This window comes from Microbulbifer variabilis, from assembly GCF_052468405.1.
The window spans coordinates 1,715,128-1,741,887 of record NZ_CP174343.1 but is presented as its reverse complement, the minus strand read 5'-3'; the positions used below and the strand labels follow the sequence as shown (position 1 = coordinate 1,741,887).

The 26,760-nt window shown below is 47.5% G+C and carries 14 protein-coding genes; 7 read left to right on the top strand and 7 right to left on the bottom strand.

The window, feature by feature from the left end; all coding sequences use genetic code 11:
* The first annotated feature begins 103 nt into the window (after positions 1–103).
* The 4 genes from ACJJJB_RS08010 to ACJJJB_RS07995 all read left to right on the top strand — a co-directional run bounded on the left by ACJJJB_RS08010 (position 104) and on the right by ACJJJB_RS07995 (position 8,021).
* Positions 104–1,639, top strand: coding sequence for an efflux RND transporter periplasmic adaptor subunit (locus ACJJJB_RS08010; RefSeq protein WP_445366016.1), 1,536 nt, complete (start codon positions 104–106; stop codon positions 1,637–1,639).
* The gene (locus ACJJJB_RS08005; protein ID WP_445366015.1) at positions 1,633–4,773 is read left to right on the top strand and encodes an efflux RND transporter permease subunit; all 3,141 of its coding nucleotides are present in this window, start codon (positions 1,633–1,635) and stop codon (positions 4,771–4,773) included. Before ACJJJB_RS08010 ends, ACJJJB_RS08005 begins: the two co-directional genes overlap by 7 nt.
* Before the next feature lie 252 nt (positions 4,774–5,025).
* Positions 5,026–6,414, top strand: a complete 1,389-nt coding sequence (gene dbpA, locus ACJJJB_RS08000; RefSeq protein ID WP_282950589.1) for an ATP-dependent RNA helicase DbpA — start codon at positions 5,026–5,028, stop codon at positions 6,412–6,414.
* Positions 6,415–6,809: 395 nt separating this feature from the next.
* Entirely contained in the window at positions 6,810–8,021 is a 1,212-nt protein-coding gene (locus tag ACJJJB_RS07995; RefSeq protein WP_444901602.1) for a DUF3179 domain-containing (seleno)protein, read from the top strand.
* A 54-nt stretch (positions 8,022–8,075) separates the two neighbouring features.
* Here ACJJJB_RS07995 and ACJJJB_RS07990 read toward each other — a convergent pair whose 3' ends face one another.
* Entirely contained in the window at positions 8,076–8,981 is a 906-nt protein-coding gene (locus ACJJJB_RS07990; RefSeq protein ID WP_444901603.1) for a LysR family transcriptional regulator, read from the bottom strand.
* Positions 8,982–9,087: 106 nt separating this feature from the next.
* Between ACJJJB_RS07990 and ACJJJB_RS07985 the strand changes: the two genes are divergently transcribed.
* The gene (locus ACJJJB_RS07985) at positions 9,088–9,390 is read left to right on the top strand and encodes a hypothetical protein (RefSeq protein ID WP_445366014.1); all 303 of its coding nucleotides are present in this window, start codon (positions 9,088–9,090) and stop codon (positions 9,388–9,390) included.
* A gap of 205 nt (positions 9,391–9,595) precedes the next feature.
* Here the strand turns inward: ACJJJB_RS07985 and ACJJJB_RS07980 are convergent, their stop codons facing one another.
* A complete protein-coding gene (locus ACJJJB_RS07980) occupies positions 9,596–10,501 on the bottom strand; it encodes a LysR substrate-binding domain-containing protein (protein ID WP_445366013.1) in 906 nt (301 codons plus the stop codon).
* Positions 10,502–10,738: 237 nt separating this feature from the next.
* Here ACJJJB_RS07980 and ACJJJB_RS07975 point away from each other — a divergent pair, with 237 nt between their 5' ends.
* A complete protein-coding gene (locus ACJJJB_RS07975; protein ID WP_445366012.1) occupies positions 10,739–11,746 on the top strand; it encodes an aldo/keto reductase in 1,008 nt (335 codons plus the stop codon).
* Between the two features lie 402 nt (positions 11,747–12,148).
* On the opposite strand, the gene ACJJJB_RS07970 is transcribed toward ACJJJB_RS07975, so the two are convergent.
* From ACJJJB_RS07970 to ACJJJB_RS07960, 3 genes are all read right to left on the bottom strand, one after another.
* Positions 12,149–13,423 (bottom strand): serine hydrolase domain-containing protein, encoded by a 1,275-nt coding sequence (locus tag ACJJJB_RS07970; protein WP_020415419.1) that lies wholly within the window; start codon positions 13,421–13,423, stop codon positions 12,149–12,151.
* A 296-nt stretch (positions 13,424–13,719) separates the two neighbouring features.
* The gene (locus ACJJJB_RS07965; protein WP_445366011.1) at positions 13,720–15,153 is read right to left on the bottom strand and encodes an aldehyde dehydrogenase family protein; all 1,434 of its coding nucleotides are present in this window, start codon (positions 15,151–15,153) and stop codon (positions 13,720–13,722) included.
* Positions 15,154–15,394: 241 nt separating this feature from the next.
* Positions 15,395–17,104 carry an alkaline phosphatase D family protein gene (locus ACJJJB_RS07960; RefSeq protein WP_020415417.1) on the bottom strand — a complete coding sequence of 570 codons (1,710 nt, stop codon included), beginning with the start codon at positions 17,102–17,104 and terminating at the stop codon, positions 15,395–15,397.
* 1,047 nt (positions 17,105–18,151) lie between these two features.
* Between ACJJJB_RS07960 and csrA the strand changes: the two genes are divergently transcribed.
* Positions 18,152–18,331 (top strand): carbon storage regulator CsrA, encoded by a 180-nt coding sequence (gene csrA, locus ACJJJB_RS07955; RefSeq protein ID WP_445366010.1) that lies wholly within the window; start codon positions 18,152–18,154, stop codon positions 18,329–18,331.
* A 511-nt stretch (positions 18,332–18,842) separates the two neighbouring features.
* Here the strand turns inward: csrA and ACJJJB_RS07950 are convergent.
* The gene (locus ACJJJB_RS07950) at positions 18,843–19,283 is read right to left on the bottom strand and encodes a hypothetical protein (RefSeq protein WP_445366009.1); all 441 of its coding nucleotides are present in this window, start codon (positions 19,281–19,283) and stop codon (positions 18,843–18,845) included.
* Between the two features lie 11 nt (positions 19,284–19,294).
* Positions 19,295–25,834, bottom strand: coding sequence for an RHS repeat-associated core domain-containing protein (locus ACJJJB_RS07945; protein ID WP_445366008.1), 6,540 nt, complete (start codon positions 25,832–25,834; stop codon positions 19,295–19,297).
* Positions 25,835–26,760 lie beyond the last annotated feature (926 nt).

Below are 26,760 nucleotides of genomic sequence, written 5' to 3'. Positions count from 1 at the left end.
ACCCTTTGATTTCCCAACAAGCCATTGCTACCCCCAGTAGCAAAGAAATGGTCGGTGCCTTTGGCGCCCAAATACTCATCACTTCCTTTTCTGGAGGTGTGTTATGAGCCGCTCAAAAATGCTGGGCTTAGTTGCTTTCGCTGTATTTCTGGCGGTCGGTACCGCTTTCTATTGGAAGAAAACAGCCGGATTGGTTGTATCCGACAGTGTGGAGTTTATTCCTGCTGGCCCTTTCCGGATTGCGGTATCCGTGGACCCACTTCAGCCTCGCGCTGGCAAGAACCAGATTCGTATTGAAGTGAGAGATATGGAAAACCGGCCAGTTACAGGCGCTGAAGTCCGCGCAGTGGCTGAGATGCCTGCCATGGGAGCCATGCCGGCAATGCGTGCTCAAGCCGAAGTCTATGAAACCAGCCCCGGAGTATTCTCAGGGGAGATAGAGCTAGCCATGGTAGGCTCTTGGCCCATGGTGGTTGATGTGGCAACTGGCCACGATCGCCATGTAGACCTGGCCTTTGACATGAGCACCAATCGCAAAGGCTTGCGCTTAAAGTCAGCACCGGAAGCCTCCGATACTGCTTACTACACATGTGCCATGCATCCTTCTGTGCGCGCTGCAGAGCCCGGTACCTGCCCCATCTGCGGTATGGACCTGCAGCCAGTTAGCCACGATGAACTCGAAAGTGGCAGCATCGTGGTAGATAGCGGTCGGCGCCAAGCTATTGGCATCAAAACCGGCATCGTCGAACGACAGCCTTTCACCCTACCCATCCACCTGCACGGCCAGGTGACCTATGACGAAACCCGTTTGCGGGATATCAGCCTGCGCTTCGACGGCTGGATTGGTGAGTTGGATGCGGATTTTGAAGGCAAGCAGGTTGAGCGTGGCGAAGTACTGTTCTCTGTTTACAGCCCGGAGCTACTCGCCGTCCAGGATGAATATCTGAAAGCGCGCCGCCGTGGCGATGCCTTGGAGAAAGCGGCGCGAAGGCGCCTGCTTCTGTGGGGACTATCAGAAGAGCAAATCGACTGGCTGGTTGAACAGCAAAAAGCTCAGGACTATATCCCGATCTTCGCACCTGCCGGTGGTGTCATTATTGAGAGGAACATTGTTGCGGGTTCTGCATTCAAAAAGGGGGACAACCTCCTTCGTATTGCCGACCTCAGCCAGGTTTGGATCGAAGCCCACGCCTACGAAGATCAGCTGCCGCTGATAGAAAAAGGGATGCCGGCCAAGGTGCGTCTAACCAACGTCTACCATGAAGAAATCCCAGCCACTCTCACTCAAATTGACCCTTTCCTGAATCACAGCAACCGCAGTGCACGGTTACGTGTGACCCTGCCCAATACCGACGGTGAACTTCGGCCAGGGCTGTTTGCGGACATCATGTTGAGTGCCGAGCTGGGAAATCTTCTGGTTGTGCCCAGAGATTCAGTGCTGATTTCCGGTAAGAAGCGTATCGTCTTTCGGGACCTGGGCCAGGGCCGTCTGGAGCCCGTACAGGTACGCACTGGTTACGGTGACAGCGAACGGATTGTGATTCGTTCTGGCCTCCAGGCTGGGGATAAAATTGTCACCTCTGGGGTATTCCTGATCGCGGCAGAAAGCCGCCTCAAATCAGGGGTACAACAATGGTAAATTCCGAACCCAAAGGGCTGATTGCCCGAATTATTGGGGCCTGTGCCGGTAAGCCCGGGATCACTCTGATGCTTGTTGCTATCGCCGCCCTGGCCGGATATCGGGCGCTAACCAGTGTTCCCCTGGATGCTATTCCGGACCTGTCTGACGCCCAGGTGATCGTGATGACAGACTGGCCAGGTCGCAGCCCGGATCTGGTGGAGGATCAAATCACCTACCCGCTTTCCACCGCAATGCTAGGGCTGCCCAAGGTCAAATATGTGCGGGGCCAGAGCTTTTTCGGTCTCAGTTTTGTCTATGCCATCTTTGAAGATGGCACGGATATTTACTGGGCCCGTTCACGGGTTCTGGAGTACCTCAACCAGGTAGCCGACCAACTCCCTGAAGATGTTCAACCTACTCTAGGCCCCGATGCCACTGGAGTCGGCTGGGTGTTCCAGTACGCACTGGTTGATCGAAGCGGTAACAACGACCTGCAAGAGCTGCGCGCGCTGCAGGATTTCAAATTGCGCTATTGGCTCACTTCTGTCGAGGGCGTTGCCGAGGTCGCCTCCATTGGCGGCTACGAAAAGGAGTACCAGGTCCAAATCGACCCCCATCGCTTGCAGATGTTCAAGGTCCCACTTGGCAAAGTGGTCGAGGCTATTCGCCGCAGTAACAACGATACCGGAGGGCGGGTACTGGAGATCGCAGGCCACGAACACATGGTGCGAGGGCGCGGCTATATCCGCAGCATCGATGATCTCAAAGAGGTAGTGATCGGGGTCAATGCGGCAAAGATTCCGGTAACCTTGGATCAAGTAGCGGATATTACCCTGGGGCCCGCAATGCAGCGCGGCATTGCCGAACTGGACGGCGAGGGCCAGACCGTAGGTGGCATCGTAGTGATGCGCTACGGTGAAAATGCCCTAAAGGTTATTGAGAGAGTTAAAGAGCGTATCGAGCAAATCCGTGCAGGCCTACCGGAAGGCGTTGAGCTGGTAGTGACCTACGATCGCTCACAATTGATTAATAGCGCGATCGACAATCTCAAAAACACCTTGATTGAAGAGATGCTAGTGGTCGCCGCCGTGATCGCTATTTTCCTGCTCCACGCCCGCTCCGCATTGGTAGCTGTAATCACTCTACCGATTGCTGTTTTACTGGCCTTTATTCCACTGTCCCTACAAGGGCTTACCGCCAACATTATGTCTCTGGGAGGTATTGCTGTAGCCATTGGAGCCATGGTGGATGCGGCAGTGGTAATGGTGGATAACATCCACAAAAAGCTGGCAACCGATGGCGATAAGGAGTTGTCTCCGGGCGAGAAAAGAACGCTAATCGTTCGGGCAATGCAGGAAGTCGGACCGAGTATTTTCTTCTCCCTGATTATTATTACGGTTTCTTTCCTGCCGGTATTCGCACTGGAAGCTACCGAGGGCCGATTATTCAAACCCCTCGCCTATACCAAAACCTACAGCATGGCTTTCGCCGCCCTATTGGCAATCACCTTGATTCCAGCCCTCGCTGTACTGCTAATGCGCGGGAAAATTCGCACCAGGGAAAACCCAATTTCCCGCGCCTTAGTTCATACACTGCAGCCATTGATTCACTTCTGCGTACGGCAACGCAAAGTTGTAGCCACTCTCGCAGTATTAGCTCTGGTTTCCGTGACCTACCCCATCAGCAAGTTGAGTGGTGAATTTATGCCACCGCTCAATGAAGGCAGTATCCTGTATATGCCTACCGCGCTACCCGGAATGTCCGTTACCGAAGCGGGAAAAGTTTTGCAGCAAATGGATGAAGAACTGAAAACCTTTCCGGAAGTCGAGCGTGTCTTTGGCAAAATTGGCCGCTCCAATAGTGCTACTGACTCTGCACCACTATCCATGGTGGAGACAGTGATTACCCTAAAACCCAAGAATGAATGGCGTCCCGGTATGACCTGGGACCAGCTGCTGGCGGAAATGGATGAAAAGCTGCGCTACCCCGGTATGCCCAATATCTGGTGGATGCCAATCCAAACCCGTACTGAAATGCTCGCCACAGGGATTCGCAGCCAGCTGGGGATTAAAGTCTTTGGAGATAACCTGGAGGAAATTGAGCAGACTGCTTTGGCCATCGAAGAGGCTTTGCGCAGCGACCAGCGCACCGCAGAACAAACCCGAAGCGTCTTCGCCGAGCGTCTAACCGGCGGTTACTTCCTGGACTTTGATATCGATCGCGCACGGGCTTCCCGCCACGGCTTGAATGTACAAGATATCGAAGATGTGATCGCCGCAGCAGCGGGCGGCCTGGCCGCAACCCAGACCATCGAAGGCCGCGAACGTTACGATGTATTAGTGCGCTATGCCCGCGACTACCGGGATACTCCTGAACAGCTGGAACAAATCCTGGTCCCCGCCTCTGATGGTTCCCAAGTGCCCCTGAACCAGCTGGCTGATCTGGACTTCCGCACCGGCCCGCCCATGATCCGCAATGAGGATGGGCAGTTGGTGGGCTTGGTATTTGTCGACCTGAAAAGCGATATCGGCGTTGCAGATTATGTCAATCGCGCAAAGCAGGTTGTCGCCGATCAGGTTAATCTGATTCCCGGGCAACGTATCGCCTGGGCCGGCCAATACCAGTACCTGGAGCGCGCCAAGTCCCGCCTGCAATGGTTAGTGCCCCTGACTTTGTTGGCTGTGTGCTTCCTCCTGTATCTGCATCGAGGCAGGCTATCCGACACCCTGTTTGTACTCACCGCCATGCCTATGGCACTGATCGGCGCCTTCTGGCTGCTATACCTGCTCGACTACAAACTGAGCGTTGCTGTATGGGTCGGCATGATTGCCATGGCTGGTCTCGCCGCTGAGATGGGGTTATTAATGCTGCACTACTTATCTGCCGCCGGAAATAACTCTGAGCGCGGCAATACTGCGACTGTTGCCCAAGCAGCAGCCGGACGTATTCGCCCGATGCTAATGACCAGCCTGACACTGTTAATTTCATTGATACCAGTGATGGTTTCCGATGGCACCGGCGCAGACGTTATGAAACGGATTGCAGCGCCCATGGTGGGCGGCACCATAACCACACTGCTATTTGTGCTGTTAGTAATGCCCGGAGTGTTCTACCAATGGAAGGCTCGCGAAGGTAAGCAAAGCCGACGCTAGTAAATTGGGGTACCGGGTTTATGCGGTGCCCCAATACTCCTCTCGTAGGAAGGTAATCTGGACGGGAGTTCCTTAGGCTGGAACAAGGTGATTCATAGGTTTCCCCAGGGTTAACTGTTAAAATTCCTTACAAAATTTGTATTGCCCAGACTGTAAAATTGCAGCGACAACAAATGCTAAGAAAGTGAAATTCACTTTACCGGCTGCTTGTGTAATGCGCCTATTTGACATTTAACGACTCCAGGATTTACCTTGACCACACCTTTTTCCGACCTCCCCCTAAACCCCGCCCTGCTGAAAAACCTGGCGTCACTCAACTACAAATCCATGACCGAGGTTCAGGCCAAGACGCTCCCGATCATGCTGGATGGCAAAGATGTTATCGCCCAGGCAAAAACCGGTTCCGGAAAAACTGCGGCTTTCGGTTTGGGGGTGCTGCAACGGCTCAATGTCGGCCGGTTTCGGGTTCAATCGCTGATCCTGTGTCCGACACGTGAGCTGGCAGACCAGGTTGCCCATGAACTGCGCCGACTGGCGAGGGCAATTCACAACATTAAGATTCTCACTCTCTGCGGCGGCATGCCTTTCGGCCCACAGATTGGCTCCCTCACACATGGTGCCCATATCATCGTTGGTACTCCGGGGCGTATCGAAGAGCACTTGCGCAAGGGAACACTCTCCTTAGAGCATGTCGATACGCTGGTCTTTGACGAGGCTGACCGGATGCTCGATATGGGATTTCAGGAAGTTATCGATACTATTCTGGCGCAGGTGCCTACTGGACGGCAGTCGTTACTATTCAGCGCCACCTATCCCGATGAAATCGAACGGCTCAGCGCGCGTGTGATGCAAAAACCAGTGATGGTTAAGGTTGATTCTGCGCACAGTGATGAGGTAATCGAGCAACGTTTTTACCGAACTGAGAGTTTCGACGATCGGCTGGAGATGACCCGCCGTATTCTACTGAATGATCGGCCGATCAATACTCTGGTTTTCTGTAATACCAAACGTGAAACCGATGAGGTGGCCGATAACCTGAAACAGGCAGGTTTTAATGTCCTTGCCCTCCATGGTGATATGGAACAGCGCCAACGTAACGAAACGCTGATTCGTTTCGCCAATGGCAGCGCCTCAATCCTAGTAGCTACCGATGTGGCGGCACGCGGCCTGGATATCGACAAGCTGGATGCCGTTATCAACTTTCATATCGCCAAAGATCCGGAAGTGCACACCCACCGCATCGGACGAACCGGCCGTGCCGGTGAGCGCGGTTGCGCTTACTCCTTTTTTGCGGAGAAGGAAGGCCACAAACTGGTTCGTATGGAACTAACCCAGGACCCACTATCCGACCCAGATACACCACCACCAGCCAGCATATTGAGTGAACCTCCTTTCCAGGCACCGATGGCTACCCTGCAGATCGATGGCGGCAAGAAACAGAAAGTTCGCCCCGGCGATATCCTGGGTGCGCTGACCGGCGGCGATCGTCCGATAAATGGAAAAGATGTTGGCAAGATAAACGTGCTGGATCAGACGGCTTATATTGCGATTAAACGCAATGTGGCAGCACAAGCACTAAAGAAAATTGAAAACGGAAAGCTGAAGGGGCGTAAATTCCGGGTACGGCGTATTCGAGGATAATTCATTTAACATAATTGAATGATGCTTTTATAGGCCGGCGGCACGTTACTAGTCAACATAAGTAGAAGAACGCATTGCTACACCGATGGTAGCAGGCACTAAAACTACGGTCGCTGGTGCTGCTGGAGATGTCCCAGGTATTTTGGCAATGGAAATCTCACGAAGGAAGATGCAATTCACCTCCACGATAGGTCTTTTTACCAGGCATTGCATTCAATCAACTGGAGCGATCATAATCGCAGGGTACTGTGAGAACACCAGTGCCCACAAAGCCCCGCGCTTAATGCCTGCTCCTCTACTACCCTAGTGATTCAGGGATTGTCAGGCAGAGTCATCCTGTTTTTCGACGAGGTGTTCTGCCAGGTATTCTGATGGTTTAGTCAGGGACTTTATCCATGGCCTTTCTTATTCAGTGTATCCACTGGTTATCATTACTGGGTTGCCTTTATCTAAGCCTACGTCTGTTTCGCGACCTCGCAGATCTTAGCCAGTGGATTGTGCAAACTCCTCGTAAAGCGACAATGTGGACCTTCTATCGGAGGCACAAGATTGCTACTGCCGCAGGGATATTATGGTTGGTATCAGCACTGACGCTATGGTTTTCTGGCGCTGGCTCTGATGTCATTTTCTGGATCATCAGTGCCCTGTCTGCTTTCGCCTTCTACTCTGGGTATATCAACCCCTCTATTATGATGCGCGCGCAACAACATAATGCGCGCTATTTTTCCATAGCTGAGGCCCAAGAGAACCTATCCCCGGATACCAGCCTGATAGTAATTGACGCTAACGGCGAAGCTAGAGGTCACCCTGATGATCACATTCTTCGGCCACATGTGGCCGGTACAAAGGAAGGGCTAGCTGGTGAAAATGTGGTAATGACCTATTGTGGCCTGACTAATATGGGAATTGCCTACACACCCGAAATTGATGGGGAAGCCCTGGATTTAGGTGTTATGACCCAGATCGAGAATAATTTGGTGATGTGGGATAAAAAAACCGGGCAGCCAATTCAGCAGTTTTGGGGCACCCGTGAAGATGCAGGCCCTAAAGGGCCGAGGATGCCCGAATGGCCCAGCTATCGGATGCCGTTGTGGGCTTTTGAGAAAGCGTTTCCCAATGGGAAAATATTTCTGAACCCAATACCAAATTTTACCGACAACCCCTTTTTAGCCATCTTCGATCGCCTGATGCATATGATCTTCACTCACGCAATCTCAGATCAAGCTAAAAAAGAGGAACCTGCGTTTCCTACCATTAAGAAATTTGATAATAGGTTGCCGAATAAAACTAAAATTTACGGTGTTAATATCGGCGAAGACTATGTAGCTTATACAAAAGATTTCATTAAGGATCATGGTGGACTATTAAACGTAGAAATCGGTGGCCGGGATATTGTTATCGTTTACCATTCAGACCTCGATAGCGTTGGTGCATATTATAATGACAATGGTAGCCAGATCTCTAATGTACAGTTCGGCGGAGAGAGTAACGTGGGGAAGTTAGAACGCGTTGAAACGATGAAATCTGAAGCTTACTGGGTTGTCTGGCAAAATTTCTTCCCTGAAACAGATGTAAATCGCATACCCACTCAGAAAGCCAGCTCCTGATAACAGTTAAACAAGAAGCAACATCGGTCTAATATACTACCAGGCTTACTATTTTTAACACATGGTTACATCTGACTCTTGCAGTTTGGATTCCACAAAACTCAAAAAAATATCAATTTTCTTAGAACCTTTACGTTTCACTTTGTACAGGGCTCCTACCGTTTTATCTTTTCTTTCCAGTTCAGGGAGTAACTCTATTAATCTGCCTCTTTCAATATCTTTCTTACAGAAATAAGAGGGTAAAATAGCTATACCATTACCATTCAATGCCGCAGAGCGGGTATGGTAAGTTTCATTGGAAATTAAGTTGCCCTTGAATTGGTAATATTTCCCATCAATCAACCATCCATCTTCAAGGCCATTTAGCCTCGTCAACAATATGTTGTGTTGACTGAGTTCGCCTATTGAATACGGGCACCCATTTTTCGCTAAATATTCGGGTGATGCCACGAATACAGGATATATATTGAGTAGTGGTAGAGAAAAAAACTGACTATCTGGTAATGATTCAGATACGCGAAAGGCTATATCAATATCATCCTCAATCATATCCATGAGAAAGGGAGTAAAAATTAACTCGAGACTAAAGTCAGGGTACTCTTTTTGGAAATCATTGCAGATCTTGCTAAACACAGTTTTCCCTATGGTTTCAGGGAAAGTAATGCGTAACTTACCACGATCAAGACTACCAACCTCAGCGACCTGATCTTCCAGGTCAGTAAATGCACTGAGTATCTTCTGGCCGCTCTGGTATACAAGCCTGCCTGCTTCTGTAAGAGAAAGTGCTCTGGTAGTTCGGTTCAACAACACCTGGCCCAACACTTTCTCTAACTGTACCAATGTCTTGCTCACAGTTGGCGCTGATAATCCCAAGTGGCTAGCAGCTTTACTTAGGGAGCCATGATCCACTACGGCACAAAAGACACTAATCAAGTGGTACTTATCATATTCCCGCCGCACCGACTGTTTCCTTAAAGCTAATTATGACTTTCTGCTGATAATCTTTATCGAGACCTGCCAAATAGTAAACTCTAAACCCATACCAATCCACTCCGGAGATAAATCGATGAACAACTTAACTTGTCACTGTGGGGCCATCCATTACAAACTTTTCAATAGCTCAATCTCTTCAAAGACAGGTCGCGGAATAAGCTTTGTTGAGGCTTCAAATCCAGCAATGATTGAAGATCCATCAAAGCGGCTCAATACTTACTCTTTTGAGTCTGGGCCAGTAAAAGAATATGGTTTTTGTAATCAATGTGGTGCAGCTATTTATCAAATAGACAATAGAGGACTGGTTCAACACGCCATACATAGTCATCAAAATTACCTAGCAGACTATAATGGAATTCTGAATTTTGGCTTTTAATGAGCCATGCCAATGGCTCAATCTTCAAACCAATCTTTATCGTACAAAAAATAGTCGCCAGCGGTAACGTAGCAATATGTCACTTTAACAAGCAACCACCAATATCAGAAGTCTAATTACTGTTAACAACTATAGATAATACCCGGTGCACTATGTATTTTGGGAATCCGTGGATTATTTGAGTGTTAAGTAAGGGTGTCTGCGGTTAAACCTTATCAAATGGTTGCTTACCCAGTTCTTCAACAATATGGTTGATAAAACTGGTAATTCGTAATGAAAGCGCGGTGTTACGGTAATAAACTGCATTAATGGATTGTTTGACTTCTAAGGTTTGATCTGAGAATAGCTGCACCAATCGCCCAGCATGACGATCCCTCTGAGTCATAAAATCAGATAAGCAAACGATCCCTGCACCTGAGAGGGCTAAGTGCCGTAAAGTTTCCCCACTAGATGAAGCCATCGTTGGCTTAACCTGCAGTTTATCTCCGCTTCGTTCATAAAGCGGCCATTTGTTAAGGGATTCGGGCTTTGTAAAACCAAGTAATACGTGTTGGCCAAGTTCTTCTGCACTCTCTGGAGTACCATGCTGTTGTAAATAGCCAGGGCTAGCAAGTATTCGGACTTTACTAGTCCCTATTGGGCGGGCATGTAATGTTGAGTCCTGAAGTTTCCCAATACGAAATGCCACATCAGTTCGCTTCTCTATCAAATCAGTTATTCCCTCATTACTGTTTAGCTCCAGCTCTATCTGGGGAAATTTAGCACGAAAGCTATTTATCAATGGTGCTATTACATGCAGCATAAATGGTGTGGCAGCGTCTATACGCAGAAGACCTGAGGGCTGCTTTTGACGAGCCGCCATTTGCTCCTCAGCCTCCTCCACTGAGATGAGAATATCCCGTGCATATTTAAGGAAAGCCTGCCCTTCTTCAGTGAGTTTCAAACGCCGTGTAGTGCGCTGAAGCAATGTCGCTTCCAGTTTACTCTCCAAGCGGGCGAGTGCACGGCTTACCCCAGATACAGTCTGCTCTAGCCTTTCGGCAGCCGAAGTGATCGAAGCCGTATCTACCACAGTGGTAAATACCTGCAATTCTTGAAGGGTGATCTTCATTGTTGACTCCAAATCAATAGTCTATTGCTTATAGACGGCTTTTTCATCAAAAGCAACTAGAGCAGACTAGCCCCTCAAGCCACTGCCGTTGACTGCTGTCGCACAAGTGCTAGTAATCAGAAGCGCTTTACAGATTGCATGGTTAAGCGGAGTAGCAGGTTAGTCTGGGACTCTTAACAGGCTGGCCAATTAGTCAAAACCTTCAAAATTTATGAATTTGATCGATGGGAGTTCAAAGTGAAATTGAGAAATCTTTTACCCAGTAAACTCGGTTTTGGTACTGCACCTCTTGGCAATATGTTTCGCCAGATTCCAGAATCTGAGGCCTTGGCAACTGTAGAGTCAGCCTGGGATTGCGGCATCAGATACTTTGACAATGCCCCTTTCTATGGGGCCGGACTCGCCGAGATTCGCATGGGTGAGGCGCTATCTGGATTCCCACGCGAAGACTATGTAATCAGCACCAAAGTTGGCCGCTTGATATTGGATGAAGTTGAAGATAGTGGCAGCAGAGAACTTGGAGATAAGCGTGATATTTTCAAGTATGGCCGCCCCAATAAGATAGTTAATGACTATTCATACGATGCAACAATGCGCTCGATAGAAGATAGCCTCAAGCGCTTAAAAACCGATCATATTGAGATTGCATGGGTTCACGATGTAGCCCAGGATTTCTATGGTGACGAATGGCTTGGCATATTTGAAAGCGCGAGAAAAGGTGCTTTCAGGGCTCTTGATAAACTGCGTGATGAAGGCGTACTTCAAGCCTGGGGCCTGGGAGTAAACCGAGTGGAGCCGATTGAGATACTTCTTGATCTTGAGGAACCTCGCCCCGATGGCTTCTTACTAGCTGGCCGCTACAGCCTGTTGGATCATTCTCGAGCTCTTCAGAGAGTTATACCCCAGGTTATAGAACGCGACCTCAGTATCGTGGCCGGAGGTCCTTATAGTTCAGGAGCCTTGGTTGGGGGACCAAATTTTGAGTACGCGCCAGCACCAAAGCACATAGTTCAGAAAGTTTCTAAAATCAAAGCAATTGGTGATAGGTATGGAGTCAGCACTAAGGCTATTGGATTGCAGTTTGTTCTGGCTAATCCGGCTATAGCTGCAGTTATACCAGGTGCGAGTAAACCTAGCAGGATCAAAGAGGATGTTGAGGCTCTCGAAACCAATATTCCAGAGACACTATGGCAAGAACTACGTCAAGAAAAACTTGTCGATGAATCTGCTCCTCTACCAACTTGAGAATAAGGATTAGCATAAATAGCTAAGCGAGAAGAGGCGCGTGTGGCAACTGATAGGATGACTCATCTTATAGCCTGACTGCATCTCGTATCACTATGTTGGATTAATTCAGACTTGAGCTGGCGGACCATCACATGAAAAATGATAACTGTCAGATCAAGTCTGAAGCACTAAAACCAAACCAACACAAACACCACATAATGTAACAATTACAATCTCAGTTTGATTTACACTGATAACTTTATATTTAAATTAATATTAAGCAGTCCAGTTGAAGTACTGATTTTAACCTGACCTATTCTTAAAAAAATAGAGTTAGATATACTCTCAACGAGCCCTGTCAGTCTTTCCAAGATTATTATCAATTGAAGCGTGAAGAATTGTTCATACATGAATCTTGTGCTAAGAATCATTTTGTTTTCCTAGCTGATTAATAAGGAATTTAGCACGTTCCACTGTTTCAACTAATTTTGGGGGTACAGCATTGTCTTCCCAGTCCTGCATAAAGACCACAGACATTCCACTATTGAGATCACTAAACCCATACTGCCCATAGGAACCCGCAGTGTAGATGACATTGTATTCTGGTAAATACCAGGCTTGAGAACCATATGCCACAGGCGTTCCCAGTGCATTAGCAAGCGACTTGCCACTTTCTGATTTTCCAAGAAGGTCTTTGTCAAGATTCTTTACAGAATCATAGAAACTCTTTGGAGCCTTGCCCTGGGCGATCCACTGATGAAAAAGTGCATAGTCGCGCAGGGTGGTACTGATACCATAGGAAGGACTAGCAGTTCCATCAACCGTTAAGGCAATGGAGCCAGAACTATTTGCTCCAAAGTCATTAAAGAGATCCGAAAGAAGCTTGTTGAATGGGTGCCCTGAAACTTCCTCTGCTAGTATGGCCAGTAAATCGGTATTTTTATCATTGTAAGTATATACCTCACCCGGTTTATTCTGGACCTTAGCGTTCCTGATAGCATTACGATGTCCCGTTGGTTTGCCTGGCTTTAGTCCTTGTTCGATCTCAAATAAGAAGGCTTCACCTCCGGGCACATGATAATCCGTAGCGGGCAGCAGGCCGGAGGTCATATCAAGTACTTCTTGGACTTTGGCTTTGCCAATTTTTGAACCGGCAAAATCAGGTAGATAGCTTTCAATCGACTGATTAGGGTCGATCTTACCTTCATCAATCAGCTTTGAAATAATGACCCCTGCGTAAGTTTTAGAAGAAGACTGCAAAAGCTGAGTTTGATTGTGATCTAGCCCATTATCATAAAACTCTCCAATAATTTGATTATCCTTCATAATCAGGAAACCTTTGGTTTGCGTCGCAGTTAGAGACTCAACGAAAGGCCATCCCTTACGAATATCCAAACTTATATTAAAGGGCTCTTTAACGACTTCCAGCTTGGCGGGTTTTTCTGCCTCCATGATATGTACTGTACCGAAAATACCATACTCATCCCAATGCATGGACGTATATCTATAGTAAGGCCAACTTTGCATATTATTCTGATTGATTTCAGAAAGATCGAATGGACGATAAAAATCATTGAGTGTTACCTCGGTTTTGGCAAATGAGGGAGAAACATAACCGACTACCAAGATCAGGGCTGCACTCCAGGCTATAAAATATATTCCACTGCGCCTTCTTGATTTTAGGTTTTTTGGCATAGAGATATTTCCAATTTTGTTTAAGTAAATACAGTTTCGAGAACTACAGCTACTGCAATTACTGTGAATTTCCTATATGTTTCTTCAAATACAATAAAACTGTTCTGTATAGGGTGCAGACCAAAGAAATAATCAAATCGATCAAAGAGTCTTTTAGTCATGAAGAGAAAAACGCACTCAAAAGCAACGTATTTATCGAAGCACAAAGGCACTCAGGGAATGTTTTTAAAACGAGAAACCCAGTTATATACAATCTTCAAAATTCAGAATCGCAAAGTTAATAGGTTTGAGCCCTCTTAAGGCGTTCGCACCACCATCAAGCGCTCTTCTGTCATATCGGCGATTGCCCAACGTACACCTTCACGGCCGAGGCCTGAGTCCTTTACCCCGCCATAAGGCATGTTGTCCACACGCCAGCTGGGCACATCACCAATAACAACGCCCCCTACTTCCAAGGTATCCCAGGCCTTCTGTGCTCGATATAAGTCTTTGGTGAAGATCCCCGCCTGCAAACCAAAGGCACTATCGTTGACTCGTTCAAGGACCTCATCGAAATCATCAAAGGGCTCCAGTACTGCTACAGGGCCAAAGGCTTCCTGTTGGACTATTGAGCATTCGTGAGGCACACCTTCCAATAGAGTTGGATCGAGCATGGCGCCATCACGGCTACCGCCACACAGAAGTGTGGCTCCGTCATTAATTGCTTCTTCAACCCATCCGTGCAGTCTCTTTGCCTCCCCCTCGGAGATCATCGGACCAATAAAAGTCCCTTCGTCTTTCGGATCCCCCTTCTTAAGCTTTTGCGTCTTCTCCACTAAGCGCTGTTTCAGCTCTTCATACAAGCTTTTATGCCCATAGATACGCTGTACGCCAATACAACTCTGCCCAGATTGATAGAAGGCACCAAAGATCAGACGCTGCAAAGCGTCATCTAAGTCTGTATTTTCATCGATAACACAAGCGGCATTGCCACCCAGTTCCAATACCACCTTCTTACGCCCTGCCCTGGCCTTTAGGTCCCAGCCCACAGCGGGCGAACCTGTAAAACTGAGCAGCTTGAAGCGGTCATCCACGGTAAAGAGGTCTGCACCTTCCCGGTGGCAGGGCAGCACAGAAAAAGCCCCTTTGGGCAGGTCGGTCTCGGCCAGGATTTCTGCGATTATCAGTGCGCCTATCGGTGTTCGGCTCGCCGGTTTCAATACAAAGGGGCAACCCGAGGCAATGGCCGGTGCCACCTTATGGGCCGCCAGATTGAGTGGGAAGTTAAAAGGAGAGATAAAGGAGCACGCGCCCACCGGTACACGTTTGACAAAACCACGGTAGCCCCTGGTGTTCTTGGAAATCTCCAGATTGATAATCTCACCATTGATACGTACGGTTTCTTCGGCGGCAACCCGAAAAGTGTCGATCAAGCGCGTAACTTCTCCGCGGGAGTCATGAATTGGCTTGCCAGCCTCAATGCACAATGACTCCGCCAGTTCCTCGAAACGCTCATGAAAGCGCTGAACACAGTGATTAAGTACCTCCTGGCGGCGATAGGGAGCTAGCTTTGCCATAGGCTTCTCAGCTAGAAGCGCCCAATCGATCGCACTGTCTATAGTTCTCGCATCCGCCATAGCTACACGGGTTGCCACCTCACCTGAATACTTATCGGTGACCTCTAGATCCTCATTGGCGAATACGGCTTCATTAGCTAGATAGTAAGGGTATGCCTTTTGCAGCACGATCATTTCCTTTTAAGCGGTGGCTTTGGATTGGCAGGCATTCTGAGTGCCGGCGATAAGCTTCCCGAGTGTATAGGTTACGGCCGACCATTAATCAACCAAGATATGCTTATCAGTGAGATAGCAAGTTAAGGTTAGAAGCGACAAAAGAAAGGCAATTGCAGGGGGACTAATGAGAAGTAAATATCAATGAATCACCACTCTTCTTAAGAGTGGTGATTCTGGAAAGAAGCTTTAGATAGAAGAGTTACTTTTCAGTCAACCACATTCCCACAGGCTCATAATTGAACTCTTTGTAAATTTTCTTTGTGGCAGCCGGGTTGTCAGACTTTTTATCAATGTCATAAACAGTCCAGTTCAGCTCACTGTGGTTGAACTCAATTACCGCATATCCATAGATGTTACTGACGAAGTCCTTGATATGTGGGTTGTTTAGCTGCACTCCACCGTTTAGCAAGGAGGTAAACACACTACCTACATCAATGCCCTTCTCCACCGTATCGTTCATGTTTGGCGAGGAGATGGAGGGAGTCATCAACTCAACGCCCACCAGGTTATCGTAATTCCAGTTGTTGATATTATTGAAGTTCACTTTCAAATACGAAGTAATACTGGAATGCAGATCGCCAGTCAGTACAACAAAGTTATCGATACTGCTGTCTTTGATGCTGGAGAGAATTTTCTCGCGCTCCCACTGGTACCCATCCCAGGCATCGTAATTGGCAAACACCAGGGGACGACCCAATGCAGTACCGGCAAGTTGCGCCAGCAAGGTCTGGTTGCCCCAAACTTTCCAGCGTGCAGATGAATTCACTATGCCATCAATAAGCCAATCGCGCTGTGTTTTCCCAAGCATGGTTTGGGATTCATTTTCATAGTCGGTGCACCAGTAATTTTCCCAGGCGGTGCCGTCCTTGCAAGGCTCTTTGGTGCGATAGGTACGGCTGTCGGTCATATAGAGATCGACCAGATCACCAAACTGGAAAGAGCGGTAAATCTGCAGGTAATCAAAAGCGTGGCTGGCTGCCTCATTCACTTTTACCCGCGCAGGCACATACTCAATCCAGGCCTGTTGGGCATCGCGGCGAAGTTGGCGCAACTGATCCGGGTTATTATTCCCGGTTTGGTATGGGTGAGATGGTACGCCCAGGGTATCGCGGTCGTAGTCCCAGTAGGCATTATCCGCAGTTTCGTGATCATCCCAGGTGATGATGAACGAGTGCATTTCCATTGCGCGCTGCAGGTTCTTGTCTTTACGGTATTCCTTATAGATATGGCGGTAATCTTCCAGGTTCATCGCCACTGATCCACCGGAAGGCAAGGCTAAGGAGTGAACAATAGAATCTTCGAAGCCTTCATACTCCGCATACTCATAGATAAAGTCACCCAGGTGCAACACGCAGTGGACATCCTCATCCGCCAGGTGGCTGTAGGCGTTGTAATAACCGGTGGTGTAATCCTGGCAGGTCACCACTGCCATCTTGATACTTTCCAGGCTGCCAGTTGGCAACGTGTGGCAACGACCAGTACGGCTGCAAAGGTTGCCGTACTTAAAGCGGTAGTAGTATCTCTGGTTGGGTGATAAGTAACCTTCCAGGTCAATATTCACCGTGTAATCACGATCGGCGGTGATGTCATCGGCACTGACCTCAGCACTTAGAATCGGCTGGGTAAAGCCTTCATCTAATGCCACATCAATATAGAGAGTTTGGCCAGATATGTACGCTGCCGGATTGATATGAGTCCAAAGTACAACACCAGTTTGGCTAGGATCTCCAGAGGCAACGGATAGATCAAAGACAAGGCCGTCATTATCAATTTCAGAGTTGAATGGGCTACTACCGAGATTAAAACGCGCATAGGTCTCACTGCTGCTGGCAGCCAAAGAACGAACGGTAAACGGTGTTAACAGTGCAAGCCCCATAGCTTGGACAAACGTACGACGAGAGACAGTCATAAACCCCACTTCCTGTTAGTTATGAGTTGCAAAATGTGAAAGGGGGCGGATTCTATAGAAGAACGTACCAACAAAGAAGATTTGACGGCCTATAAAGTCCGGGCAAACGGATTATTGAAGATAAAAATAATAAAATGACAGCAATGTCAATTTGTTTGCCTTAATTGAAAATCGCTTACAGATACTAAACCTCTTAAACAGTCACTAACATTAGTTATGCGGTAACGACAGGTATTCCCAGAAAGGAAACAAGCACTTTAATCCGTGGAGAAAACAAATAGTTTTCTTAAAAAACACCAGGAAAATCGATCAATATTATTAGATTTGAGATACTTCCTTGAAGAGTATGCTCATAAATTTTAAGCGTGTTATCACTCAGAAGGCCGTATCTCCAAAGCCAATCAAACGCTTTCTATATACATAAGGAAACAGTTTCAAGCCGCTGTATTACTGATGTTTTCTTTATTGAGCTCAAGCCTGGGAGCTAGGGAAAAGAGTCAATTTAGCCCGCAATTTTTAGAGGGAAATAAAATTTACTCTAAACGACAGCGCAACAAATATAGGCGCGGAAATTATCTTATTGGATTTTATTAAGATTGTTTTAATGTCAAAGCTCCGTAGAATTGACAGATATTTATCGGTATTTGGGTCGCAATTACGTTGAGCTGTATAAGTCAACACTCAAGAGATCCAAGCGTTTTTTAAAAGCCCAATCCCTCGGAGGAGAATGGTAGCGTGACATAAGAGTAAGTAAAAGGCGCTGACCCAAGGTGCTGAGAACACCAGGGGCCAGCTAACCAAATTGATAACCAAACTATCAAAATGGCTCAATGGATAATACGCTAGAAACCCGCTCGTCTTCAATAAAGTCGAGTAGATTCAGCAGCTTGGAGTGTGTCCCCAAGCTCTGGGAGCGTTGCGCCCGTCTTTTCTTCTTCTACGCCTACCGTTCTCGTGCACCTCCTCTCATTTCCTTCAGACGTTACCTCCCAATCTTTCCCACCGAAGAAAGACCACCCCTTGTTTAAGTATCAATAGGAAATGAGTATGTTGATTTTAAAGCGCCGCACTGGAGAAAACTTAAGGATTGGAGCAAATGTCTCGGTCACAGTATTGGAAGTTAAGGGGAATCAAGTAAAGATAGGAATAAACGCACCTAAATCCCTGCCTGTTCACCGTGAAGAGATTTATCGGCGCATTAAAAAGGGACAGGAGACGGACTACTGAATATGCCAAAAGGGTTGCCCTTTCAGCTGGATCACCATTTGGAGTTAGTCGATTGGAGCGGTCGACACTTTGACCCCAGGAAGTGAGGGTGTATTGCCGAAAACACACCTCCTATCCTCGAACGGCTGGGTATTTCACCCAAACACTGGCTCTATCTCAACCGAAATTTTGAAAGCCGCTTTAAAGGCTTGGTGGGATCAGTGGAAGCAGTACAACAAGCCTGTACCCGGCTCAATAAATGCTGGGTACACGGCATTGGGATTGCCGGCATTTCCTTTCTGCCACGCCCTGCTGATTCTGCCCCCCACCCTAGCTACCTGCATTCCTCTTGGTTTCTACCGAAAACCCTTACTTTCGAATCCAAAACCTAATTCTTGACCCTTTCATTACGTCTTAGTATCAATCCAAGAAGAAGCAGTCACCAAGGTGGCACCATCGTCTCAGATAGCACCTTCCCCTCAATTTATGGGTTTCCTGAATTTAGTTTCTGAGCCTTTTGTGCACTAAGCCACTAATCTAGTCCAAGAAGAACTCTTTTTCGTTTACTGCTCGTTGCGATATTGGATACAAACAATCCAAAATCAAAGTCTTCATCTTCAACAAACGGTGTCGAGTCGCCTGGAATTATCTTTGATACATCCAACGTATAATTGAGAGAAGTAACTTCCACCCCAGCCTTTTTGATAGTTAATAGTCTACTATTCACTTCGCCACACACTGTCACTATCACATCATCCGTCAAGGGGATACATTGGCCTCCAACGCGAACATACAGTTCTTGGCCAAACTTATAAAGTGCCACAAATACAGTTGACAAAATAGCAAAGGTTCCAACCGTTTTTATTGGAATTTTTGCTCCTAGACCATTGCGGAACACAATCGTAAACGTACCTTCTTCATGATCATATTCAGCTAACTCATTGTACTTATCATTTGACTGTAACCAAATCAATGTTCTGCCTCCTAGAGTCCTAAATCCTTACCGCCAGTTCTAGTTGCACTTTCAATAATATCGTCCCAGGATTTACCTCGCCCTCTGAGGTAGTCGATGGACGGACCGAGCTTATCTCCATACCTCTCTAAATTCCGAGCATAAATCTTTTGAAGCTTATGGGGCGGAGTAAGGTTTTTATACTTAATACCCAATGCTCGTCGCTCAGCGTGTAGTGCTCTAGCAATATCCTCACTTGAAAATCTAGCTTTACGCATTTCAGCCGCCTTACTAGCTAGAGCATTAACTTTTTGTACATACTGCTGCCTTAATGTCGCAACATTTCTAGCTCCTGCACCTGCATACAAACCTTTATATGCATAGTAGCAACCAGCATAATATGGAGAGCAGGCATTACCACTAAAAACACCATAATCTCCCTTTTGTGCATTATTGCCATTTTTATCAACCGTAACAGAAACACAACCAGTCCCTTTATCGCTGTTACAGTCGAAATCATCCTGCTCCCTTTCCTCTTCCTCACTATCATCCATAAATGATGCTGGAAGCTTCGGCCTCAAACCATTATTGAAGGGGTTAGATGGTGTTAATTTCCCGTTACTATCAAATACATAAGGAATAAAAATATCCGTAGGGCTGCTTGAAGGATCACCATACACTGTAACCTCGTCCATAAGCCCCGATCCAGCGGTATCATCTTTCTCCTGCGGCCTCTCATCCCATGCCGTTGCCGCATAGCCACTGGGATCAGTAAAACTCAACGGGTTATTAAACACATAGCTATAGCGGTTCCAGCTCTGGCTGTAGCTCGGTGCCTGCACAATCGGGTCGGGACTCAGAAAGCGGCCCAATGTGGGGTCATAGATACGCCCATTCATATGGATCAGGCCGGTTCTATCCAGATGCTCGTGGCCGGTGTAGCCGCGCTTGGTGGTGAGGCCCTGTATTGCCAGCAGCTCCTGGAGTTGCTGCTGATTCAGGTCCCCACTCCAGTCCCCCTGGCGGCGGCTGCCGTCCGGGTTAAAGGCGAGATTTAAGATCTCCAGACCGGCTTCATCGGTGATTTTCTCAATGGAGCCCAGGTGGTCCCGGTGCAGGTATTGATATTCTCCACTGGTGCCGGTGAGATCCGTAATGGCGATATGTTGAACACTGCCAGCCAGTGTGGTTTTTTCAATGGCGAGAATGCTGGCATCTGCGGGGATTTGCTCCTCATAGCTGCCCACAATAAAGGCCTTCTCGGTTTTGAGCTGGCCATCTTCCATCCAGCTGCTTTCGCGATAGAAGCGCTGGCCATCCGGTCCATAGCGGAAGCGGTCTCTGGCGGTGGGTGTGCTATCACTTTGGCTGCTGCCCAGCACAATTTCCGTGGGCAGTTGCCGTGCGTTCCAGCTAATCCATTTGTCGTCGCCGCTGGCGGCATCATAGCGTTCAATAGCGCCGTTGGCATCGTAGTGCAGGCTGTGGGAGACGTCATTAATGGTGACACTACTGACCGCATTGGGGCCGGCATTGCCGAACTCGCCGTATTGGTAGCCGCTTACCTGGGTGTCGTTACTGACACTGGAGGTCTTGGACAGAATATTGCCCAGCTTATCGTACTGGGTACTGAGCTGGCGATCGCCACCGACTTGCATCGTAGCGTAGCGCAGGCGATTGAGGCCGTCGTAGCTAAAGTCTTCCTGCTTCTGCAGTGCCTGGGAGGCACTGTAACTGAGGCGACTTTCCAGGGTGCCATTGGTGCGCCAGCGGTACTCGTTGTTTTGAACCTGTCCGCCACCGGTTTTAATGGTTTCCAAGCGCCCAGTATTAGGATTGTAAGTGCGGTTAGTAACCAGACCGTTGCCGTAGCTCTCCCGCTCTACCTGTCCCCAGGCGTTGATGCTGTCAAAGGCTTGCAGGGGGTTGTTGCCGGCAGCATCTCTACTGAGGCTCTGTACATAGCCGCGATCATTATAATGGTAATGGGCTTCAACCCCGCCGGGGTAAACCATTTTATTCATACGGCCATAACTATCGTAGCCGTATTGATGCTGGTAGCTGCGGCTTACTCCCCCAGCCAACAGCTGAGTATTGATAGTATCCAGCTCGCCATCTGAATACCTGTAGGTGTAGGACTCAAAAAACACCTGAGAGCCATTTTCGGTATAACTGCGGCTCGCCAAGCTACCTACCGAATTAGTAGCATCGTATTCCCACTTAGCAAGACCATCATCATCTCGCTGTTCCAGCAAGCGACCAAGCTTATCGTACAAATAGGTAATGCTCTGATTCTTATTGTCTGATTGCTGGTCAAGCTCACCAAAGGCATTATATCGACTGGTTACTGTGCCCATGTTGGGATCGGTGAGACTGGTACGGAAGCCAGCATAGTCAAATACAAAGCTAGACTCGATATCGTGGGTATCTCCGCTAACCAGCACAGTTTTTGGTAGACCGCTGCCATAGTAGGTGTAGTCGGTGGTTACGGCAGTGCCGGTGGCATCGTCTACAGTACGGGCCAGATCGCCGGTGAGGTCATAATAGCTCTCTTGCACCTGCGTATTTGTACCGCTATTTCCAACCACTGATTCAGTGACTTCAACTTTAACCTCTTTGCCACTGCTGCCATTAACGACGCTGTAGTTTATATCTACGCTGCCGCCACCGGCCTTGTGAATATAATCGAGGCGATTACGCAGGTCGTACTCGTAACGAGTGATCGGCTTACTTCCACTAAAGCCTCCCTCAGCTGGAACCAAGAAAGGGGCTGTTTCAGTATCCATACGCCCTAGGGGGTCATACGTAATTGCACGGCGAGATACGAAGTCACCGGAAAATGCCTTGGTATCCTGCTGTATCAAGCGGCCCAGTTGGTCATAGTAATATTTTGTTACAGGGGTAATGTCCGAAGTTGTCTCCACGTAGTAAGACGCTTGCACTTCGCTCACTACGGGACAGTTGCCATGGCAAAAGTCGTATTTGCTGTCGAACTTAACCTTGTCTGTATTCAGCCTATCAGTATTGGTGCGCGAAGACTCACGACCAAAGGGGTCGTACTGAATCCTTGTAGACTGGTCATTGTGGTCTGTTATCTTGCTTACGCTGCCAAAACGTGGGTCATACTTCAATTCAATCGTGTGCTGCAGTGCATTGGTCAGTTTGGTGGCATAGCGACCATCAAGGAAGTCGCCAACTACTGAAGTACTGCGGGTTTGTGTGTCCACATTGTTAGTAGATGCATCTACATTACCTTTGGCGCTTTCACTGGCCACATTGCCGTAAGTATCGTAGGTATAAGTCACCTCCATCTGGTATTTAGCATCGCCGGGGTATTGGACTGCCGTTTTCACCCTATTGGTATTACCATAGGCTGTCATACTGCTGCTGGATTGCTGGTCGGGAGTACCAGAGGTATCCCCACTAAAATAACGTTGCTCTTTGGCACTGGGGAAACCTATCAACCAACTTCCGTTAACACGGTTATCCAGTACGGTAGTGCTCTCTATACTGCGGCGGACATTGCCGTATTGCGAAATCGGCAGAGCCTCTCCCCAAATACTCTGGCTATCATTGATTTGGGTAGTTTCGATCACCCGAGTCGTATTTACAGCTCCGCTCAACAAGTCGCCAGCATTACCATAAGACATGGCTTGTGGAACGCTGTCACTCACCACATATCCAAGCGGTGGCTGATCACCTTCCAGCAGGGTATCGATTCTCTGTGCGATATAAGGGAAGTAAGTAGTATTACCCCCAGAATTCAACTCCAGTGCATCGTAACTAAAGCGCTGATTGGTCAGCATCTCACCAAACTGATAGTCCGTCTTATACTGGATTTGGCGTGCAATTTTTCCAAAGAAAGGGAAGTCCTGTCGGTACTGACGGTAAGTAACAATATCAGCCGCAGTGTCGTAAATTCGTTGAGCCCTATAACCAAGAAAACCCCAACCTTTGTCACTACTCAGACCGTAGCCTTGGTAAGCATACTCAGTAGTATGCCAACCCCCGTTATGACCATTAGAGCGCTTTACCTCGGTAACGACGGTACGGTAGTTTTCATCCTCATTAGGTGTAACTGGACTTACATCAGGAATAGAGCCGTCAGGGCCAAACAGGGCTGAACCTTCGTTAAAAGGAGCCACTGTTCTTTCCCCTGCACTAGAGGAAATTCTTTTTAGGGTAAACTCAGTTTGAGCGTCAAGGCCGTTAGTGATGCGTTCAATACCAGTTTCAAAATCTTCATAGTGGGCCAAGTCATCAAAGGCCCATTTGAAATCCAGTGGTTTTAAACACTGACGATCACCATCTTCACTATAGGCGCATAACTGCACTTGCTTTAAGCGGCGGAAATGCTCTCCAGCAAGCTCTTCTTCTGAAATCAGCTTGTATTCCCGCTGCAGTACACCATCCAGATGCACGCGGATATGGTGTAACAGCACCAGCTGTTTTTGAGGAATCTCCTGTAATGGAACTGGTGGTGCATCTGTTCGGGTTCCGTACTGGAACTCTATTTTTGCATCGCCCTGGTTACCGTAGGTAATTTCTAATGGGTAGTTAATGCCTTCAATAATATCGCGATGGTATTTGTACTCCATCGTATTGCCGAACGCATCAGTAATCTTGTTTAAAGTCCAGCCAAAATGTGTCGTTTCCTCACCTCTGAGGCGACTGTCTTGTGTAGCTCCGTACTCGCTAGTGGAGCCATTAGGACTCTTGACCGTAAACCAGACTTTCCCATTATCAGTCTTTTGCAATTCAATTAAGCGGAAGCCATCGCGTAATGTGCGATACTGTGCTCCCTCTTGCCAGTGATTACCGCTGACAAGTACCAGAGGCTCCCCATCCAGGCACAGTGAGTCCGTATCATCAAGAAGAATCTTGGTGTACTTTGGCCTATTCACTGTACAACGACGAATTTTACTTAAACCACCCAGGCGCCAGCCATAGCCGAGAAAATCCTCCGGTAGAGCTTCAGTCATCCGCTTCTGGAAGCGGGCACTGGTGTAATGTAGAGACAGGTTTGGCTGTAATCCATTAACACCGGGGGCGGCTTGCAGGGGAACCTTAACTATCGCATTACCCGTTGCACTGACATCTGCACTGTAGGCCAAGCTTCCCGGAGTATCCACAACTTCAGTGGTCACCGCCGGATCTCCATCTACATTTGCGAGGTTATGGACCTTAATCCAGGTACTAGATACAGAACTACACTTTCCAAACTCATTACAAGCCTCTAGCTCATAAAGATAGGTGCCCGGTGTTCCTCCTCCGACGAAATACTCAAAAACGGAAGTTGTGTAATATACAATTTCCCAGCAGCTATTTCCGGGCTCACTCTCAACACATCCCTTCTTCATACGTCTGAGCCGATAGCTTTTAGCCCCAACGTCCTCCCAGGTAATGGTTTGATCAGTCTTGAAAAATTCGTCGGGAAGATCTGATGAGAATTTGGGTTCTGGTGCTGCAGGCGCAGACAACTGCTTTGTTGACCAATTTCCGCAACCTAAAGTATTGCAACCCCTTACCTGGAACCAGTAGGAATCCAAGTATTCTACATCCCTACTTTTTGGAACAAAAACTGTAATATCATCCACAAGGATGGGTACTAAAGTATCAGGGGTCTCAGGCACTGTTGGATTTATAAGATTGGCAAGATCAACTTCCGTGGAGGTTAATTTAGCCGGGTTTCCGCTATTCAATCCATTATTGAGAGGAATCTCCCAATAATTGATACCGTCCCCACTCCACCGTAATTCATAGTGATCAATGGAGTCTGGGTCTTCCATACCCCAGCCTAAAGCAAAGTTAGTACTGGGAAGAGTATTACCGCCAGGCTCTTGCCAATAAGGTTCCTCAGGGTAATGTTTAACCTCAAGTGAATCGGAAACTATCCAATCACTATATTGATAATAAGGGCCAACACTTACAAATGCTCGGACTTTGTATCTATAGTTGCCAGATGGCATTGCACCCGTAGTGGTTGGAAAATCTATTGAGAGCCGATTATTCTCGACAGTAAGGCAAGAACTTTCTGCCTGCCACACACCATCTTTCTCTTGACACCACTGATAACCACTTACATAGGGGTCTTGGGAGTCTTGTTTGGATGTGCCCCAGACCAAAGTATATTTACCATCAGTATCAATGAAACCCGTTGGCCCGGAAAGATCAGACTGAAAGCCGATACTTGCAGGCTTATTTGGGGTTATGGTGACATATACAGTATGGCTGCCATATACAAGTGGTTCACCATACTCTTCACAGCGACGGGTCGTTGGGTCATACAAGAGACAAGGCCCATCAGCTTGGGCGCTGTAGGTATACATCCCACTATCATTGGTATAGATATCCGTCGAGCCATTTCCAACTGGAATAGACCCGTAACTAGACCCTCCGCCAGCAAAAAATATTCCAGTTTTCAGGTATTCGGCTTTGGTTGTGTGAGTTAATGTGTATCTACCAGTAGCGCTAGTTGTAGGACCCGAGATATTGGCGGCTGCATCCGATGCATAGCCAGATACACTCACAAGAAATATTAGGAAGAAATATAAAGCAACCCCGAAGCGCATCCGTTTACCTGCCAAGTAGCAACATTAAAAGTAGCTCTATTCACATCGAGTCGAATAGAAAATCATGCGGGAGTTTAAAGGAAATCGAATAAAGGGCAACTAGAAGTAAAACAAAAGAGATCGATGTAACCTGTCAAGTGTGACTATCTTTGAGTTGGGGAAATACACGGTTTGAGTTTTTTGGTATCCTAAAAAGTAGGAGGTTAACGAGAAACCCCCTACTTATTACGGAGAGGTATTGCAAGAGACGTGAGAGCCCATGTCATTTATTACAGTTCACGTTGGATACATACAATAATAAGATTGGATTTGAGAAATCTGCTTACCTCTGTATCCGGTTAGGCTTGGTTGCAACATGCTGTGATACAGACTTGACTACTACATCTATTATATATTTTCTAAGGTCAATGCCTGCCGTATGGCAAGCATCATCATTTAGGTCCTTATCAATGATAATACCGACCGTCTCACCTGTATGATATGCTGACAGCGCCACCGATAGAGAACTTTTAAGCATTTCAGGGTGAAAGTCCACCGAATTAAAATAAGCGTAATTATACCTGCAATCACTAAGCCCTGTGTTTCCGACAAAGGTGACGATAAAATCTCCTTGGCCATACGTTCATATCCTATTAATTTCGCCACGATACCATATCGACTCTGAGATAGCATTTGAACCGACAACCAGCAAACAGATTAAAGTGAAAATTTAATTCATGAATTCCCCTTTGAATATTTAATATCTCAATCAAGCTTTAAATATACTTCTACTTAAACTGCATATCAGTCAATTTAAAAGAAACTTAAACTCTACCAGCTAATACCAGACACTTGGACGGGCTTGGTTAGATTTGGGCCCAGATTCTCTCCGCTATGCCCCTCATTGAAAAGCACTCATATTCAATTAAGCTGGATTTCCACTAATT

What these genes read in the sequence shown, in the direction of transcription:
- ACJJJB_RS08010 (WP_445366016.1), top strand. Translation starts at nt 104, where the DNA reads ATGAGCCGCTCAAAAATGCTGGGCTTAGTTGCTTTCGCTGTATTTCTG.
- ACJJJB_RS08005 (WP_445366015.1), top strand. Translation starts at nt 1,633, where the DNA reads ATGGTAAATTCCGAACCCAAAGGGCTGATTGCCCGAATTATTGGGGCC.
- ACJJJB_RS07995 (WP_444901602.1), top strand. Translation starts at nt 6,810, where the DNA reads ATGGCCTTTCTTATTCAGTGTATCCACTGGTTATCATTACTGGGTTGC.
- ACJJJB_RS07985 (WP_445366014.1), top strand. Translation starts at nt 9,088, where the DNA reads ATGAACAACTTAACTTGTCACTGTGGGGCCATCCATTACAAACTTTTC.
- ACJJJB_RS07980 (WP_445366013.1), bottom strand. Translation starts at nt 10,501, where the DNA reads ATGAAGATCACCCTTCAAGAATTGCAGGTATTTACCACTGTGGTAGAT.
- ACJJJB_RS07970 (WP_020415419.1), bottom strand. Translation starts at nt 13,423, where the DNA reads ATGCCAAAAAACCTAAAATCAAGAAGGCGCAGTGGAATATATTTTATA.
- ACJJJB_RS07965 (WP_445366011.1), bottom strand. Translation starts at nt 15,153, where the DNA reads ATGATCGTGCTGCAAAAGGCATACCCTTACTATCTAGCTAATGAAGCC.
- ACJJJB_RS07960 (WP_020415417.1), bottom strand. Translation starts at nt 17,104, where the DNA reads ATGACTGTCTCTCGTCGTACGTTTGTCCAAGCTATGGGGCTTGCACTG.
- csrA (WP_445366010.1), top strand. Translation starts at nt 18,152, where the DNA reads ATGTTGATTTTAAAGCGCCGCACTGGAGAAAACTTAAGGATTGGAGCA.
- ACJJJB_RS07945 (WP_445366008.1), bottom strand. Translation starts at nt 25,834, where the DNA reads ATGCGCTTCGGGGTTGCTTTATATTTCTTCCTAATATTTCTTGTGAGT.